This is a genomic window from Lentisphaera marina (assembly GCF_028745505.1).
Taxonomy (GTDB): domain Bacteria; phylum Verrucomicrobiota; class Lentisphaeria; order Lentisphaerales; family Lentisphaeraceae; genus Lentisphaera; species Lentisphaera marina.
On sequence record NZ_JAQZZL010000001.1, the window covers coordinates 2,445,910 to 2,462,285 of the forward strand.

The following is a 16,376-nucleotide window of genomic DNA, read 5'->3' on the forward strand; positions in this document are numbered from 1 at the left end:
CAAAGGTTAAGCGGATAAGGCTATTTTAAAGATTTATGGGATGATTGTGATTCTAAATTATTAATTTTTTTGTTAAAACTCAAAATAACTCAAGTACTAAAGAGCACAGAAGTTACGGAGTTCGCAATTTCTTGGCTTACTGTCAAGTCCTGAAAAATAGTTGTCACAATTTGTTGTTTTGTTATGCACATTGTCTGTCGTGAACAGTACTTGGGAATGAGTAACCCAAAGCGATGTGTGGACGGCAATTATTATACAAATAGATAGCTTGTTTAATAGCTGTTTTTGCGCTCTTTAGATCATTGAATGTATTTCTCAAATGGTACTCATATTTTAGGATCCCATTAACCCTTTCAGCTTTTGAGTTTTCATAACAATGATTTTCTTCTGTCATACTAATCAGAAGGTTTTTCTTTTTTAGAATATCGACATAGTCATAACAACAATACTGCGACCCCCTGTCAGAGTGATGGATCGGGTGAGAACCTTTAGGTAGATCTTTTAAAGCCATTTTCAACGCCTTGATACATCCAACAGCTTCTAAGTTCTCTCCCACATTATAAGCAATGATTTTTCTAGAGTATGCATCAGTAATCAATGCTAAATAAACAAAGCTTTTTACTACTCTAATATAGGTGATATCGCATACCCAAACCTGGTTAGGAGATGTTAAATTCATATCTTTGATGAGGTTTCTATAAACTTTAAAACAATGCCTAGAATCGGTTGTGCGACAGTACTTCTTCTTTCTTTTGATTAATAGTCGCTCTTCACGAGCTATATCGAACAAGCGATCTCGTCCTACTTTTATAGAATTCTCTTTGAAGTCATCCGCTAATATATGATGTAGCTTTCGAACTCCGAGCTCTGACTGGATGCAGCGTTGTTCTTTGATCAGTTCGACTATAAGCTTTTGATCCACTTCTTTTTTAGTGCTAATTGATCTATGTTTATAGAAGTTTTGCCGACTCATTTTTAAATACTCACAGAGTTGCTTAACAGTGAAAGATTTGTTCATTTCTCTGACTCTCCAGACAGCTTCGCATCGACTTTTTTTTTGAATGCGACTTTATCTGACACACCGAACTTATCACACGCTATATCAAAGTAAGCTTTATTCATAACATCACTTATAGCTAGTTCAGTTACTGTTTTCTCTAACTCAGCAATATGCTTTTTAAGAGCTTTAATTTCATCAATATCATTTTCTGATTCCACTTTAATCACCTTTGGTAATAAGTCTGTTCTACCATACTTTTTGACCCAGCCTCTTACTGTACAAGAGCCTGATATCCCATAAGCTTGGCTAGCTTCTCCACAGCTTATAAATTTACCTTTGGAGATTTCGTTTACCACTTTTTGTTTAAATGATTCACTATATCTTATTGTATCTTTCATGGGTTGTTCCTGATTTAGATGACAACCTATATCAGGACAAGACAACTGTCATCAATAACTGTCAACTGACAGCTTCCAACTGACCACTTCCCTTTAATTGAGAATTAAAACCATGAAGTCTGTAAAGAAGGACGTACATCTTTCCGTGTAGGTGGGTAAATTAATCATTGCTGAGTGCGCAAATAATTAGGATCAGGTAATATGAAAAAACTTTCACTCATAATAATAACGCTATTTTTCCTTGGCTTTACGATCCAGGCTGTGGACTTAAAGGCACCAAAGAATTTCATAGTGATTTTTGCCGATGACTTTGGTTATGGTGACCTCGGTTGTTACCGGGAGCTTTTCCAGGGAAAAGATGATCTCACCATCTCTCACAAGTTTACACCTAATCTAGATAAACTCGGACGCAACGGGGTTCGTTTTATGCAGACTTATACACCCAGCTGGTGCGCTCCTGCTCGGACCAATCTACTTTCAGGTCGCTGGTGCAATCGTGCCGACATATTGGAGAAGCCCTGGATTGGCAAGCAATTGCGCGATCGAGGTTATACGACTGCCTTTGTAGGAAAGTCTCATGGTACGGGATCCATTGGCCTTAATGCAGACCCCGCCAGTGCCGGTTTTAACGATGCTTTGGTATTCAATGGCGGAATGCGCAAATTTTACATGCGCAAGGGGGAGCAACTGCCAAGGCGCACAGACTTTCAGGAAGCTCCCTTTGTGGCTGAAGGCGGCGAGTACATTACCGATTTATTCACTGACTTTGGGGCTGACTTTATCAAACGTTCCGCTCAAAACAAGAAGCCCTTTTTACTCTACCTTGCGTACACCGCACCACACACGCCATTAGATGGAAAATTAGAAGATCTTCAGGCCATGTTCCCAAAAGAATTCGAGGGCATAGAAAATTCCGATTGGCTGGAATTCATGAATGGCACAAAAGGACGAGGTCATCATCAAGTTCCCGATTCAAAACTTAAAGGATTTAAGAAACGAAGCCCAGGCTGGACCAAAGAAAACTCATTAGCTTACCAAAAAATGTCCCAGTTGGGAACAAAGAAATTTAATGACTACAATTATGCTGCTCTTGTCTACTCTATGGATCGCGGCATAGGCAAAATTATGCAAACACTCAAAGAGGCAGGTGTGGAAGACGATACTTTAGTCATCTTTACTTGCGATAATGGCAGTATTTCAGGCACCAATTACCCATTGCAAAACTTTAAGTCCTCACACTTTGAGGGCGGTATTCGAGTGCCCATGATTTTTTGGAGCAAAGCCATGGCCAATTCAGAAGGAAGTGGACGTATTGTCGATGAAATAACGCCCACAAGCTGTATTGCCCCCACACTTGTCGGCATTGTCGACCAAAAAGAAAAACCGAACTTTCCTTTCGATGGCATTAACCTCTGGCCCTACCTGGCCAAGAATAATCCAATCCCTGACGATCAAAGTTTCTTTTACTCCAGTAGTAACAGCTCTTTTTACAAAGCTGCAGGCCTCTATAGAGATATGTCTTACGGAGAACTAAACTCAGCCAAAAAGAAGTTTAGCCAGGCCCGCTTTTGCGACCTCAAATACTGGGATAGAGATGAAATTTTGAATACGGTATACATAAAGGGTAAAGACAAAATCGTCTTCTGGTCCAGCAAAGACGGCAAAACTCAGGGAGCGACCTATCGAAAATTACCAACTAAAGCTCGTTTAAGCGAGAACCCACAAGCCTTCTTTAAAGAAGAATATGTTCAGCAAGGTCAGTTCCCTACAGGTGCCAATGGCGCAGCATTTATGGATGACTTTATTAAGCTCATCGCTGCAGACAGTAAGGACGAACTGCGCGAAATCCCCATTTTTAATAGCGCTAACGCTAAAAATTCCAAAGCGGTTCATGACTATCTAAAAAAGTAGTTAAATACAGGTAGGTATAAGAAAGACTCAAACACCTTACTTTATCACAAAAAATCTCAGCATAGAAGCGTTTTTATATTGATGAGCTTTAACAAATACTAAATTTTATAAAAAGATTACTTTTTTTCGTAATTCAATTAATCTTTACTACAACTTATTTATATGACGCTTTAAAAAACAGCTATTGTTTAATTATGTTTACAGGGAATTACGAATGAAAAGAAAGACTCAAACAACAAGACGATCTCATTTTCTACTCACAGGATGTATACTCATCGTTTGCTTTGCTAAGGCTACTTTTGCAGAAGAAGGTTTTAGCCCACTCTTTGATGGAACAAGCCTCGAGGGATGGACTGCTGCTAAATCAAAAGGAGATAAGGATTGGGGCGCTTTTTCAATCAACAAAGAGGAAAAAGCCATTCACGTTTACGCGGGTAAAAAGCAAGGTTCCGAACAAGAGCACGATTGCCTCGTATCTAAAAAACAGTTTAGCCATTTCATCTTGCGTATGGAATATAAATGGCTGGACAAACGTTTTGAACCACGTTTGAACTGGGACCGTGATGGAGGTCTTCTCTTCCACGTGCATGGAGACCTCAAAAAAGTATGGCCCAATTGCTTTGAAATGCAGATCGGTGAAACTCCTGCCCATGTTAGAGGCAATACAAAGGATTATTGGAAAGGTAGAAAGCCTACTCATCGTTTTCATAGTGGCGATTACTTTATCGTTCCTCCCCGAGCACACCTTCGCTCCCAGATCAAACGTAAGGGACCTTTTTGGGACCCCAATGGTGAATTAATCAGCACAAATGGAGCAGTAATAACACCTTTCGGAAAAGAAAAACCCAAAGGTGAATGGAACGAAATTGAGATCCGTGTACTCGGCCACAAAAAAGCGACCTTTATTCTCAATGGTGAGGTCGTCTTCGAAACAGTCAATATGGAACAGAAGAAGGATGGCAAGTTTGTCCCCATTGAAAAAGGTCACATCGGTTTACAAGCTGAATCCGCTGAGCTACTTTATAGAAATATTCGAATCAAAGAATTAGACGGGAATAAATGATGATAAGACATACGGTAGTATTTCGCTTAAAGCATGAAAAAGGTTCTGAGCAGGAAAAGACTTTTCTCAAACTTGCCAAGCAATTATCTTCTATTTCCACTGTTAAAAATTTTGAATGCCTGAAACAAGTCAGCCCTAAAAACAACTTTGATTTTGGCCTTTCCATGGAATTTGATAATCAAGCTGATTACGACTTTTACAGCAATCACTCTGAACACAATGAGTTTGTACAAAAGCACTGGATTCCCGAGGTGGATGACTTTCTGGAAATCGATTATGAAAAACACCCATAAGGCCAGTACTTTTTAAAAAAGATTAATTTTGAAGGATATTCTATGAGAGCCCTACTCTACATGCTTTTAGTTCCCACCATGCTCTTCGCTCAAAATCAGGAGCTTCCCAAAGTTGTTGCCCCCAAATATGACGGCACTCCTGTTCCTGCTCCTAAAGAGGCAATCATTCTTTTTGACGGTACATCCTTCAAAGGATGGGAGGTTCATAAAAGCAAAAGAGCAAAAACAGAAAATCCGCAATGGAAGCTTCTGAAAGATGAAAAAGCCATGGAAGTCGTCACTCCAAGCGGTTATATTACCCTTCAGGAAAAACTGCTAAGTCACGGCCACCTTCATATTGAGTGGGCCACTCCTGCTGTAGTAAAAGGCAAAGGCCAGGGTCGTGGTAACAGTGGTGTTTTCATCGAAGGCTTTCCAGAAGTCCAGGTACTTGATTCCTACCGCAACAAGACCTACCCTGATGGCCAGGCCGGCGCCCTCTACAAAAAGAGCAGTCCTCTGGTCAATGCTTGTCGTCCTCCGGGCAAATGGCAATGTTATGATATTTACTTCACCCGCAGTAAGACTGTTGACGGCAAAAAAACAAAGGGCAGTATAACGGTTTATCACAACAATGTTTTGATTCAGGACAATTTTCAGCTCGATACAAGTACTTCAGCAGGCAATCTTCGTATGCAGGACCACAATAATCCTGTGCGTTTTCGCAACATTTGGTTCTCAGAAGGTGTTAAGGCTCCGAAAAATGAATAATTTTTATATTTTTATAAAAAAACCCAACACATGATTTAAAGAGAAGACTTGTACTTTAGCTCAATGAAAAAAGTAGCCGTCATATTAAACCTCAATAAGCAGTACGATCGTTCAATCGTCAGCGGTATAGCTCGTTTTGCGAAAGAACTCAATGAGTGGTCTTTGCACATAGAAGATGAACCCCAAAGAAAAATCCCTGATTTCACTAGCTGGAATGGTGATGGCATCATTGCAGACCTAGATGATATGACCGTTTACGAAACGATTATCAAGCAAAACATCCCCATCGTTGGACTTGGCGGAGGCTACTTAAATACTTCTGAAAAGATCCCTTATGTCTATACTGACAACAAGGCAATCGCCGAACTTGCCGCAGAACATTTATACAACTGCGTCTTTAGAAATTTAGCCTTTTGCAATATTTTGCCGAGTGCCATGAATGGCTGGGCAGAAGAACGCTCGGAGGCCTTTAATAAGTTTGCTCAAATAAATAAATGTCGTATTTCTACATTTGAACAGAGTCAAAATGAGCCTCGGGAACAAGTCATGCAATCATTAGTCCAATGGTTAAAAAATCTGCCAAAGCCCTGTGGCTTGATGGCCGCAAATGACTCAAGGGCAAGAATGGTTCTGGAAGCCTGTCGCAGGGCTAACTTAAAAGTACCTATGGATATTGCCGTTGTCGGTGTAGATGATGATCCACTCATGTGCGAACTTTCTTCACCGCCTTTAAGCAGTGTCATTCAAGGTACAGATCAACTTGGGTATGAGGCCTCAAAATTGCTTCATCAGATGATGCAGGGCAAAGCCGTTTCCAGCAAAGTTATTTCCCCTGGCGGTTTGAGTATTCGTCAGTCATCCGACATTATCGCCATTGATGACCCCATCATTTCTACTGCTCTAAGTTTTATCAGTCAGAATGCATGCAGTGGTATTCGAGTTGATGATGTGGCCCGCAAACTGGAAATCAGCCGCTCGAACCTTGAAAAAAGGTTTAAGACATCTTTAGATCAAACTGTGCATGAAAGGATAAATGATTTTAAAATAAAAAAGGCCAAAGATTTACTTATTGGCACTCAGCTTTCAATTAATGAAATTGCTTTCAAAACAGGCTTTAATACCGTTCAGTACATGAGCAAAGTCATTAAAGATAACTGCGGCAAAAGCCCTAAAGAAATTCGCCTCAAGCATTCGCCTAGATAAGGCTCACTGAAAAATCAAGAATTCAGTAAGCCCTATCACTTTATTAAGCATCAACATTGCGGAAGTCTATGGAATTGTGGCTGTGATCAAAGCCCATAGCTCTTTCTTCTTTTACCGTTTCTTTTGCTCTGTGTGCCAGTACATAAGTCTTTCTATACTGATTCGAAACATTGCCTCCCGAACCGTGAACGATCCATTCGTCGTGAACTGTAATTGAACCTCGTTCGACCTCGACAAATACAGGTTGGGAACCCTCCGGCAAGTCAAGTGTCAAAGTATGAGAGTTATCATCCTTTGTCGAATGTTTAATTAATTCTTTGGCTTTACCAGATCCAGGAATAAATCCGATGCAACCATTTTGACGTTTCGATGGAGTGATTGCCAGGCAACATGTCGTGGTACGTGTGTCTTTGGTAAGCGGCCAGTAGCCCATATCCTGATGCATCGCAAAAGATGCTTTTGCTTTACCAGGCTTCTTAGTCAAAAACTGATCATAGTCTTTGACCATATCATCACCCAGTAATTGACGAGAAATCTGTGTGGCTAATTTTTCAAAGATATTACCCGCAAACTCCGGATGATATTTAGTGGGAAGCATAGCATTAATGAGTGCATAATCCTCGAAGTCTGTAGAAAAATCCTGTGACATATCACAAAAGTCCTTGCCCATCTCTTTTACACAATCAAGCTTACGGTCTTTAAACGCATCGTAGACCTGCTCTATAGACTCAAGTTCTTCTTCATTAAGAACTTGACCCAGCTTTACATAACCATTTTCAAGAAAAAAACCTTTATCTTCTTGAGAGACAAAATAGTTTTGACCATTTCTATACGATTTCATTGGTGACCTCTTTAATTTTTTCACTATCTTAGCGTAAATAGCCACCCAAGGAAATAACTGGATTTTGTTATTTATTTACAAAATTTAATAATCAATTCGCACCACAATTATCACTAGGTCGGACCTACGGCCCTTAATTTTTATTAGCAATGCATTTCGTGGGGCTGCACCCCACGCTGAGATAGGTCGGGCACCACATTATGTGACTTAATCAGTACTAGGACTGGAAGCTCGACCTATTTTAGCATGCTCCGTCAGCTTAGTTAATTAAACCTATTGCTTACGCCTTTGGTTTGAGCAGCATAGGTTTAAGTGACTAAAAATCCATAAACATCTTCTAAGGACCGTAGGTCCGACCTAATAACAATTCAAAATTGATCATTCCCTGAGTGTATCTCATAACAAAGATGTCACAACTGTATTTCTCATGACAATTATAAGTAAATTAAATACCCTGGTAATAACAATTCAACTCTTGATTTATTGCGAAACTTATGGAGTAAAATGAAAACAAAAGAAAATTTACAATCAGTCAACATGGATACTGATACTTACATCAAGAACCCAAAGCTTTCATCACCAAAAAAAGCTTTTTGGAAGCACCTTTTTTTAGCCATACTTCTAGTCATTTTAGGATTTAATATTATTCACCTAGTTAAGATGTTAGAATCTGATTACTCCGGCCCAAAATATGCAAACATACTCATTGCGATACTTTTGTTACTCAACCATGTAGCTTATCAATATACACAAAAAGGGGTTTTGAGCACAACTATGAAAACATTATCTACTCTGTGGCTTATAGGCGTTTTCTATTATTTATTCGCAATATGACAAAATAAGAGTGCAAAATAAAATCAAAGTTCATCTCTGAAGGCTCACAAATAGACACGCTCCTGTAAAGATTATTTTAGCTTGCTCCGTGTTTAAGGAACATAATGATAACACTCATCATAATTTCTTTTTAATAAGCTTTACCACATAATTTCTAAGTAGATCATTTATGAACAAAACGAAAAACAAAAACAGCAACGGAGCCTTGAAAGGTCTTCTCGCACTCGGCTTCCTCCTTCAAGCACCCAATCTAGTCCGAGCAGATTCCGGCTGGCATGAAGAAGCCTTCCCCACAACTATTTCCTATGCAAACATGTCGTCAAAAGAGCGTAATGAAGCCGGCTTCCTTGCCGCTTTAAACAGTGAAACACTTTCCGCTAACAAAAGCTGGAACTACGACATCAAAGAAGCTGGAGACTACCAACTCGCCACCAGCTGGATTGAGGTTTTATCCAAGGGTGAAGTTAAAGTCACCATGAGTATTAATGGGAAAGTCGTCAAAACTCTTAAAGCAGCAGATGGAACTGCAATCATTAATCCGTTTTGATGCTCTTCCTATTTTGAATAGTTCATCAATCCCTGAATCTGAAAGGTACTTTGCTATTTCTTAGCAAATACCACTTTGTAGCTATGGCTAAATTATCCCTCCGAGAATTCATTCGAGTCTTCTCGCTAATTGACTCAAATTCTTACTAAATTATTATCACCACTTGCTTCATCTCCATTCAATTTTCAAATTCCCTTGCAACTTAAAAATTTATCTGTAAAAATATACAATTCTGAATTCTTTTCTAATTTATCCTTTAGTTGACCAGAATCATCAATGCTGTAAGCATAAATGGTATCTTTAAAGAATGCCGCCACAAATAAAGTCTTTTTATCAGGACTTAAAGTCATGCCATTAGGTTTAAAATTAAGAGCCAGAGCCTTGCTGCGCTTTTTACTCTTGCCATCCAGTCGCCAAACACTATTGGTTTTTGGGTCACTGTAAAATAGGGTTCCATCATCCAAGACCCCCAGATCGTTTGAATGAGCCCCTACTCCGTGAACTTTTACTTCCCAAGTTGATATATTCCAGGATCCAATGCCGTCGCGACCACAGCCATAGAGCCGACCATCGGGCCCGAAGGCGATCCCATTGGCGACACCCGTATCAGCTACTACAAGAGTATTTTTATTACTGTTTCGATCAATTTTAAAAAGTTGGCTGCGCGGAACATCGGTAAAATAAAAATTTTCCTCCGAATCCCAGGCCATGTCTTCAGCAACATGATGATCCTTGGATAAGGTCTCCCACTTGGAATTTTTAGCAAAGACAAGATCCTCCGCTCCCCAAAGGAAAGAAGACAAAAAAAGAACTGTGAGGGTAAAAACAACTTTTGCGTACATATACTTTCTCATAAATAAATAATTGATTAACATAAATATTCGCTTAGAGCTTAATATGTACATGAGTCTACATATTACCCGAGATAATTTGTTTTTATCGTATTAAGTAGGGCATGAAATGACAGAAACTGAGTGATTTTGTGGATTTTAAGCAAAATTATAATCACAATTTTTGGAGTGATCAATGAGCTCCGAATACAACTAGAACTCATTATGGTAGCTCAAGCGCTAGTATATGGTCCCCCCTTCTTTTTAGAAAAAAACTTTAAAAGGTTTGGTCCTTAAGAAAAAAATATCATTTTTAATGAAAAGTCATGTAATAAAATGATGATTGGAGCGTCATAAGTAAAAAATAGGAATTTAAATTATGTGGCGATTTTTGCTTTTGCTTGTCTTGGTATATCCAGTCTATGCAGCTGATTTGATTAAAGAAGCTAATAAACTTCATCAACAAAAGAACTACCGGGAAGCCTTTGAGAAATATAAAGAATTTTATTCCGGTAAAGAGATTAATTGGCAACAGAATGATCATAGCTTGTCTGAACTTAATAAGTGCCTGCAAAATTTTAACAAGCAAGAATTACTGGACCCACTTTTAGATACAATTTTAGAAAATTATCCAAATGACCCAATCGCTTTAAAACAAGTTGCCAATGCTCTTTACAAGGCAGGCCATCAGTTCATTAAAATTGATAATAAAATCATTCGTAGCCAATGGACTTGGCAAAGAAATACTGAACAATTAAATGGTACTGAACGAAATCGTAGCAGAGCCTTAGCTCTAATCCTCCAGGCCATAGATATCAACGATGATGAAAAACTACACAAAGACCTTCTACGAACAGCCATCGACATCCTTATGATGAATAGACACATAGGACAATCTTGGCGTTTGCAGTATTTAACTGACTTAAATACTCCAGCTGACTACGGACCCGGCCGTTATTCAAATGACACTAGCGGCGCCCCGGTCAATAATGATGGATCTCCAATTTTTTATGAATCTCCAGAGTCTTTAAATCAAGCCAAGAATGATGGTGAAAGGTGGCGCTGGCTCTTAACTGAATACAGCAAAGTTTCCGAAGATGATCGTTACGAGCTTGAGAAACGAGCCAAATTATCTTACCAGCAATTTGGCGTACAGACAATCCGAAGCTACTCTCGGTATTCCATGCAAGGGGAAAGCCAATTAAAATTTGTCGAGCAATTGAAAACGCTTTCAGATGATGAAACTATTGCTTATTTAGCGACAGGCATTCAGAGGTTTAAGCTTCCTGATGAGCACAATTTTTTAAAGATATGGCACAAGCTCAAAGAGCGGAATCATCTACTAAGTCAAAATTTAGCTGAAGCGTATCTCAATCGCATGCAGTACCAAAAAGCTCTTCAGCACTATAAACAACTCTATAAAATGGAACAAGGAAAATGGATCTTAGAGCGCATTAAACATATTGAAGCTCCAACTGGAGAGTTTTTAGAGAGTTCCGTACAACTACCAGGCAAAGCTGAACTAAAATACAAGTTTCGCAATAGTAAAGAAATCACCTTAAAAGCTCGAGAAGTTAAAATTGATTCATTAATTAAGGCTTATCAAAGCGACATTGAAGCTAACCCAATCCAACTTACTTATCGTCATCATCACCATAATCTTGGCCATGAACTAATTAATGGATCTGCAAAAAAATTCCTAGGCGAGGAAAAAGCCTCTTGGGAATTAAAGCTGGAACCAAGAGAAAATCACTTCGATAAGATTATCACTATCAACTTACCATTACAAAAGACCGGAGTTTATCTCATTGAAGCGAAGAATGAAAAGGGCCAAATCGCGCGTTCTCTTGTATGGTTAAGTGACAGCGTCATTAGCAAAAAAGCGATTGATAAGGCACAGCTTTATATGTTTAGCGATAGTTTAACTGGTGAGCCTTTAAAGAATGTCAATGTAGAATTCTTTGCTTACAGAAAGGAATGGATCGACCATAGAAAATTGAATCAACTCAGTAAGAGATATTATAATTATCACAGCTTTAAATTCACCAAAAAAACTGATGAAAATGGTTGGATTAATATTGGTTCAGACATCATTAAACGCGATGGTAAAAACTGGCAAATCTCTTGCCAAATCAAAGATCAAAATCGTTTTGGGCTCAGCAATTATCAATCTCTATGGTTGGGTCATTATCCAAAAACTTTATACAGCCAAAACAAAACCTATGTGATTACCGACCGCCCTGTTTATAAACCGGCTCAAAAAATTCACTTTTCAGCTTGGAGTGCTTATGTCGACTACAAGAACCCTAAACTAATAAGGAATTCATCCACAACAGTTCGGATTCACAATCCTAAAGGAGAAAAAGTTTACGACAAAAAACATAAATACGATGAACATGGAAGTTTAACTGGAGAATTTGAACTCCCTGCAGAAGCAATGCTTGGAAACTGGTCCATCCGCATCCATCATGCTTACCAAAAGTTTAGGGTAGAAGAATATAAAAAACCAGAATTCGAAGTCAAAGTCAAAGTTCCCGAAGGAACCATTCTTTTAGGTGACAAAATTCCACTTGAAATCAGCGCGGATTATTACTTTGGCGGAGCGGTAAAAAATGCTAAGGCCAAAGTTAAAGTCACTCGTAAGAACTTTGATTTAAGATGGTTCCCCTATAGCCCATGGGATTGGTTTTATGGCAATGGTTATTGGTGGTTTAGCCCGGAGTATAATTGGTATCCAGGCTGGGATAATTGGGCTTGTAAGCGCCCTATCTATTCATGGTATAGAAATTATCATCAAACACCAGAATTAGTTGCATCAATGGAACTAAAAACGGATGCCAACGGCAAAATAAAAACTACCATTGATACAGCAATGGCAAAGATTCTTCATGGCGATAAGGATCATCAATACTCAATTGAAGTAGAAGTCACTGATGATTCCCGAAGAACTATTATGGCAAATTCTACTATTCCGGTAACCCGAGAAGCCTTTAAAGTGTACTCATGGCTTGATAAAGGATATTATTTCGAGGGCGATAAGATTGTGGCTTCATTCCGCTCTCAAAATGCCAGTCAAAAAGCCATTGATGGGAAAGCTAAATTTAAGCTTTACAAAATTACCTATAAAGATGGTGAAGCCCAGGAAAAAGTCATATTTGAGCAGGATGGAGAAGTTAAAAATGGCAATTACTCAATTGATTTAACAGCTCAGAAAGCTGGGCAGTACCGCGCGAGTTTACTTCTTGATAATGGTAACCATCAAGCTGAAGGATCTACAATCTTCTACTGCCATGGCAAAGAGGTACCGGTAGACTCAGTGAAATTTAACAAACTCGAACTCATTCTTGATAAAAAAGAATACAAAGCTGGCGAAAGCGCAAAATTAATGATTAATACAGCACGTCGAGATGCTACCGTTTGGCTGTTTTTAAGACCACATCACAATGTTTATTCAAAGCCAATCCAAGTAAAATTAGATGGTAAATCAAGCATCTATGAACTGCCTTTAAGTATAGATGATATGCCTAATATCTTTGTAGAAGCTATGACTATCTATGATGGCCAAGTTCATCACAGTTATAAAGAAATCTTTTTACCTCCTATGGATAAGCAAGTAAAACTTAAGGTCAGTACTGATAAAAAAGAATACCTACCGGGCGAGGAAGTCAAAATTGATATCCAAGCTAGCGATTTACAAGACAAGGCTATTTCTGGTCTGATTGCCTTAAGCGTCTATGATCGAGCGATAGATTACATCGCTGGTTCAGCCAAACTTCCCAATATCAATGAAGTTATGTGGAAATGGCGACGTCATTTTAATCCGGAAACATATACAAGCCTATCCAAAAACTTTTGGAATCTTTACCTAAACAATGAGAAAAGAATGCGCAATCTCGGACTGTTTGGTGATTACAGTGGTGTTACTTTATTTAGCGGTTCACTTAATAGAAGAGCAACATCGAGTCGCTCATTTATGTCAGAAAAAAAAGCTAAAGCTTCATCGGATATGAGCTTCGCTGCCGATGTAGAAGCTGTAGCCGTTTCGGGGGCTTTATCTGATGATGCCTTCGGCGATGATGGATCAAACAGCGAAACCACAGAAGTCAAAGTCAGAACAAAATTTGCTGACTTGGCCTACTGGAATGGCAAAGTTTTACTTGATAAAAACGGTCAAGGAAAAATCTCTTTTACAGCACCGGAAAATCTCAGTAGCTGGAAGATTCAATCCTGGTATATCAACAAAGATGTGGCTGTTGGCCAGGAGAAATCAGAAATCAAAACCCGTAAAAATGTCATGCTTCGCTTACAAGTGCCACGCTTCCTTATTGAATCAGATGAAGTGATCATTTCTGCTAACCTTCATAATGAGTTGGATTCAGCCGAAGAATTTGAAGTGACTTTAGAAAACTCAGATGTAGCTAAATTAATTGGTAAAAATTCCTTTTCTGTCAAAGTTGAGCCCCATGGTCAAAAGCGCATTGACTGGCGTTTTAAAATCATCAAAGAAGGTGACTTGCAACTTACAGTGAAAGCACTCAACAAAAAAGAATCTGATGCGATGCAATTAACTGTGCCCGTTAAAGTCCATGGCATGCAAATTCTCAAAGCTAGAAGTCACTTTATGGAACAATCCAAAAATGAGCTGAGCTTTATGATTGATATTCCCAAAAAATTCCGACCAGACAGCACATATTGGCAAATGAATTATTCTCCAAGCGTAGCAGGTGCGATGTTGGATGCACTCCCCTACTTGGTCAGTTACCCCTATGGTTGCACCGAACAAACCCTAAACCGCTTCATCCCAACTGCAGTCGTGCAGCAAACTTTAGTGGATCTTGGTTTCTCACTTGAAGATATTCGCCAAAAAAGAGTCAATTTAAATGCCCAGGAACTCGGTGATCCAAGTGAAAGAGCGCAACGCTGGAAGCAGAAACATATTATCGCTTATGACGTCAATGGTGATCCTATTTTTGATGATACACCAGTGTTCTCTGAGGCTTTAGTCCAAGATATGATTCAAGCGGGAATTAACCGCCTCAATAATATGCAAAACTCTGATGGTGGCTGGGGTTGGTTTTCTGGACATGGAGAACGTTCATACCCTCACACAACTGCAGTCGTCCTTAATGGCCTAAGTTCACTTAAAAACCAGAATCAAATCTATAAAAACATCTTCAACAATGGTTTAAGGTGGTTACAAAGATACCAAAAGGAACAATTAGATTCTTTAAAATCACATCAGAAGGATTCTAAAAAAGGCAAAAGTCATGCGGACAATCTCGATGCATTTATCTTCTATATCTTGACTAAAAACAAGAAATATAATAATGAGATGTATAGCTTCTTGATGAAAGACAAGAATCATCTTTCGATACAATCAAAAGCTATCATGGCTCTTTCATGTCAGCTTTTAAAGAAAGAAGATGATATGAATTCACTGAAAAGAAATATTGAACAATTTTTAGTGATTGATGAAGAGAATCAAACTGCATACTTAGATATTCAACATCAACATTACTGGTTCTGGTATGGTTCGCAAACAGAAACTATGGCTTGGTATTTAAAACTGATGACGGCAGTTGATCCTAAAGGAAAAACCGCTGCTTACTTAAGCAAATATCTTATCAATAATCGTCGTCATGGCTACTACTGGAATTCCACTCGTGACACCGCACTCATCATTGAGGCTTTAGCTGGCTTCATGAAAAAATCGGGCCAATTGGAAAGTGATATGGATCTTGAAATTTTAGTTGATGATAAAGTGGTCAAAGATATCAAAATCAATCGTGAGAATCTATTCTCTTATGATTCCAAAGTCCTTCTTTCAGGCGAAGAACTTCAAGGTGGACAAAAGAAAATCACCCTGCGTAAAAAAGGTGATTCGCCACTTTATATCAATGATTACCTCGACTACTTCAGCTTAGAGGACTTTATCAGCAAGAATGGCTTAGAAGTCAAAATTGAAAGAAGGCTTTACAAACTTATCGAACTTGATGCAGACAAATATGTGAGCACCTCAAAAGGTCATGCTCATCAGCAAAAAATTGAAAAGTACCAACGCCAATTGATCAACAATAACGATACTGTGCAAAGTGGTGATTTAATTGAAGTTGAGTTGATCATTGAGAGTAAAAACGACTATGAATACTTGCTAATCGAAGACGCAAAAGCTGCCGGCATGGAAGCCATCTCTGTTCAGAGTGGTTACAGCAGAGAAAACCCAGGTGTTTATATCGAATATCGCAATGACCGAGTTTCAATGTTTACCCAGTTCCTGCGTCGTGGTAAACATAGCTTCCGCTATAAACTGAAAGCCGAAATTCCAGGTAAGTTCTCAGCCCTACCCGCAAGAGTTGAAGCTATGTACTCTCCAGAATTACGCGGCAACTCCAACGAGATTAAACTAAAGATTGTTGATTAAGACTATGAGCTCTGCTTGGTATGTATAGCACGATTTAGAGGCTGTGTGAAAAATATAAATATGATTCATCTTAGGGCTGAAAGCCCGATAAATTGTAGCGTGCACCGTGAGGTGCATGTTGTCATGCCTACTGAAACAGAGGGCTGTAAGTCCGACACATTCAATATTTTGTGTCGGTGCGTTGCACCTTGAACCCCTAATTATATTTTACGTGCAGCTACCGCTGCACGCTACTTTCTGTCGGTACATTGTACCTAAAGGTTTGTTTTTCACACAGCCTCTTTA

Annotated in this window: 12 protein-coding genes; 8 read left to right on the plus strand and 4 right to left on the minus strand. The window is 39.0% G+C overall.

Translation table 11 applies throughout. The features are described from left to right. Nucleotides 1–181 precede the first annotated feature (181 nt). Nucleotides 182–1,018: an IS3 family transposase gene (locus PQO01_RS09850; RefSeq protein WP_274313840.1), complete on the minus strand. Its 837-nt coding sequence runs from the start codon at nt 1,016–1,018 to the stop codon at nt 182–184. Further along, nucleotides 1,015–1,398, minus strand: a complete 384-nt coding sequence (locus PQO01_RS09855) for a transposase (protein WP_274313841.1) — start codon at nt 1,396–1,398, stop codon at nt 1,015–1,017. Before PQO01_RS09855 ends, PQO01_RS09850 begins: the two co-directional genes overlap by 4 nt. A 201-nt stretch (nt 1,399–1,599) precedes the next feature. Between PQO01_RS09855 and PQO01_RS09860 the strand changes: the two genes are divergently transcribed. The 5 genes from PQO01_RS09860 to PQO01_RS09880 all read left to right on the plus strand — a co-directional run bounded on the left by PQO01_RS09860 (nt 1,600) and on the right by PQO01_RS09880 (nt 6,618). Beyond that, the gene (locus PQO01_RS09860; protein WP_274313842.1) at nt 1,600–3,309 is read left to right on the plus strand and encodes a sulfatase family protein; all 1,710 of its coding nucleotides are present in this window, start codon (nt 1,600–1,602) and stop codon (nt 3,307–3,309) included. A gap of 214 nt (nt 3,310–3,523) precedes the next feature. Beyond that, a complete protein-coding gene (locus tag PQO01_RS09865; protein WP_274313843.1) occupies nt 3,524–4,372 on the plus strand; it encodes a 3-keto-disaccharide hydrolase in 849 nt (282 codons plus the stop codon). After that, nucleotides 4,372–4,665: a Dabb family protein gene (locus tag PQO01_RS09870; RefSeq protein ID WP_420792917.1), complete on the plus strand. Its 294-nt coding sequence runs from the start codon at nt 4,372–4,374 to the stop codon at nt 4,663–4,665. Before PQO01_RS09865 ends, PQO01_RS09870 begins: the two co-directional genes overlap by 1 nt. A gap of 42 nt (nt 4,666–4,707) precedes the next feature. Then, complete coding sequence (locus PQO01_RS09875) at nt 4,708–5,415, plus strand: 3-keto-disaccharide hydrolase (RefSeq protein WP_274313845.1); 708 nt, start codon at nt 4,708–4,710, stop codon at nt 5,413–5,415. Between the two features lie 63 nt (nt 5,416–5,478). Continuing rightward, nucleotides 5,479–6,618, plus strand: coding sequence for a XylR family transcriptional regulator (locus tag PQO01_RS09880; RefSeq protein ID WP_274313846.1), 1,140 nt, complete (start codon nt 5,479–5,481; stop codon nt 6,616–6,618). 43 nt (nt 6,619–6,661) lie between these two features. On the opposite strand, the gene PQO01_RS09885 is transcribed toward PQO01_RS09880, so the two are convergent. Continuing rightward, a complete protein-coding gene (locus tag PQO01_RS09885; RefSeq protein WP_274313847.1) occupies nt 6,662–7,459 on the minus strand; it encodes a phytanoyl-CoA dioxygenase family protein in 798 nt (265 codons plus the stop codon). 504 nt (nt 7,460–7,963) lie between these two features. Here PQO01_RS09885 and PQO01_RS09890 point away from each other — a divergent pair. Together PQO01_RS09890 and PQO01_RS09895 are read left to right on the plus strand one after the other, a co-directional pair. Further along, on the plus strand, nt 7,964–8,293 hold the full coding sequence (locus PQO01_RS09890) for a hypothetical protein (protein WP_274313848.1): 330 nt from the start codon (nt 7,964–7,966) through the stop codon (nt 8,291–8,293). A 169-nt stretch (nt 8,294–8,462) separates the two neighbouring features. Beyond that, a complete protein-coding gene (locus PQO01_RS09895; protein ID WP_274313849.1) occupies nt 8,463–8,840 on the plus strand; it encodes a hypothetical protein in 378 nt (125 codons plus the stop codon). A 185-nt stretch (nt 8,841–9,025) separates the two neighbouring features. Here PQO01_RS09895 and PQO01_RS09900 read toward each other — a convergent pair whose 3' ends face one another. Continuing rightward, nucleotides 9,026–9,682: an SMP-30/gluconolactonase/LRE family protein gene (locus PQO01_RS09900; RefSeq protein WP_274313850.1), complete on the minus strand. Its 657-nt coding sequence runs from the start codon at nt 9,680–9,682 to the stop codon at nt 9,026–9,028. A gap of 367 nt (nt 9,683–10,049) precedes the next feature. On the opposite strand from PQO01_RS09900, the gene PQO01_RS09905 reads away from it, so the two are divergent. Continuing rightward, on the plus strand, nt 10,050–16,091 hold the full coding sequence (locus PQO01_RS09905) for an alpha-2-macroglobulin family protein (protein ID WP_274313851.1): 6,042 nt from the start codon (nt 10,050–10,052) through the stop codon (nt 16,089–16,091). The last annotated feature ends 285 nt before the right edge of the window (nt 16,092–16,376 follow it).

Coding starts and splice junctions, on each gene's coding strand:
- PQO01_RS09865 (WP_274313843.1), top strand. CDS start 3,524: ATGAAAAGAAAGACTCAAACAACAAGACGATCTCATTTTCTACTCACA.
- PQO01_RS09900 (WP_274313850.1), bottom strand. CDS start 9,682: ATGTACGCAAAAGTTGTTTTTACCCTCACAGTTCTTTTTTTGTCTTCT.
- PQO01_RS09895 (WP_274313849.1), top strand. CDS start 8,463: ATGAACAAAACGAAAAACAAAAACAGCAACGGAGCCTTGAAAGGTCTT.
- PQO01_RS09850 (WP_274313840.1), bottom strand. CDS start 1,018: ATGAACAAATCTTTCACTGTTAAGCAACTCTGTGAGTATTTAAAAATG.
- PQO01_RS09890 (WP_274313848.1), top strand. CDS start 7,964: ATGAAAACAAAAGAAAATTTACAATCAGTCAACATGGATACTGATACT.
- PQO01_RS09905 (WP_274313851.1), top strand. CDS start 10,050: ATGTGGCGATTTTTGCTTTTGCTTGTCTTGGTATATCCAGTCTATGCA.
- PQO01_RS09875 (WP_274313845.1), top strand. CDS start 4,708: ATGAGAGCCCTACTCTACATGCTTTTAGTTCCCACCATGCTCTTCGCT.
- PQO01_RS09885 (WP_274313847.1), bottom strand. CDS start 7,459: ATGAAATCGTATAGAAATGGTCAAAACTATTTTGTCTCTCAAGAAGAT.
- PQO01_RS09870 (WP_420792917.1), top strand. CDS start 4,372: ATGATAAGACATACGGTAGTATTTCGCTTAAAGCATGAAAAAGGTTCT.
- PQO01_RS09880 (WP_274313846.1), top strand. CDS start 5,479: ATGAAAAAAGTAGCCGTCATATTAAACCTCAATAAGCAGTACGATCGT.
- PQO01_RS09855 (WP_274313841.1), bottom strand. CDS start 1,398: ATGAAAGATACAATAAGATATAGTGAATCATTTAAACAAAAAGTGGTA.
- PQO01_RS09860 (WP_274313842.1), top strand. CDS start 1,600: ATGAAAAAACTTTCACTCATAATAATAACGCTATTTTTCCTTGGCTTT.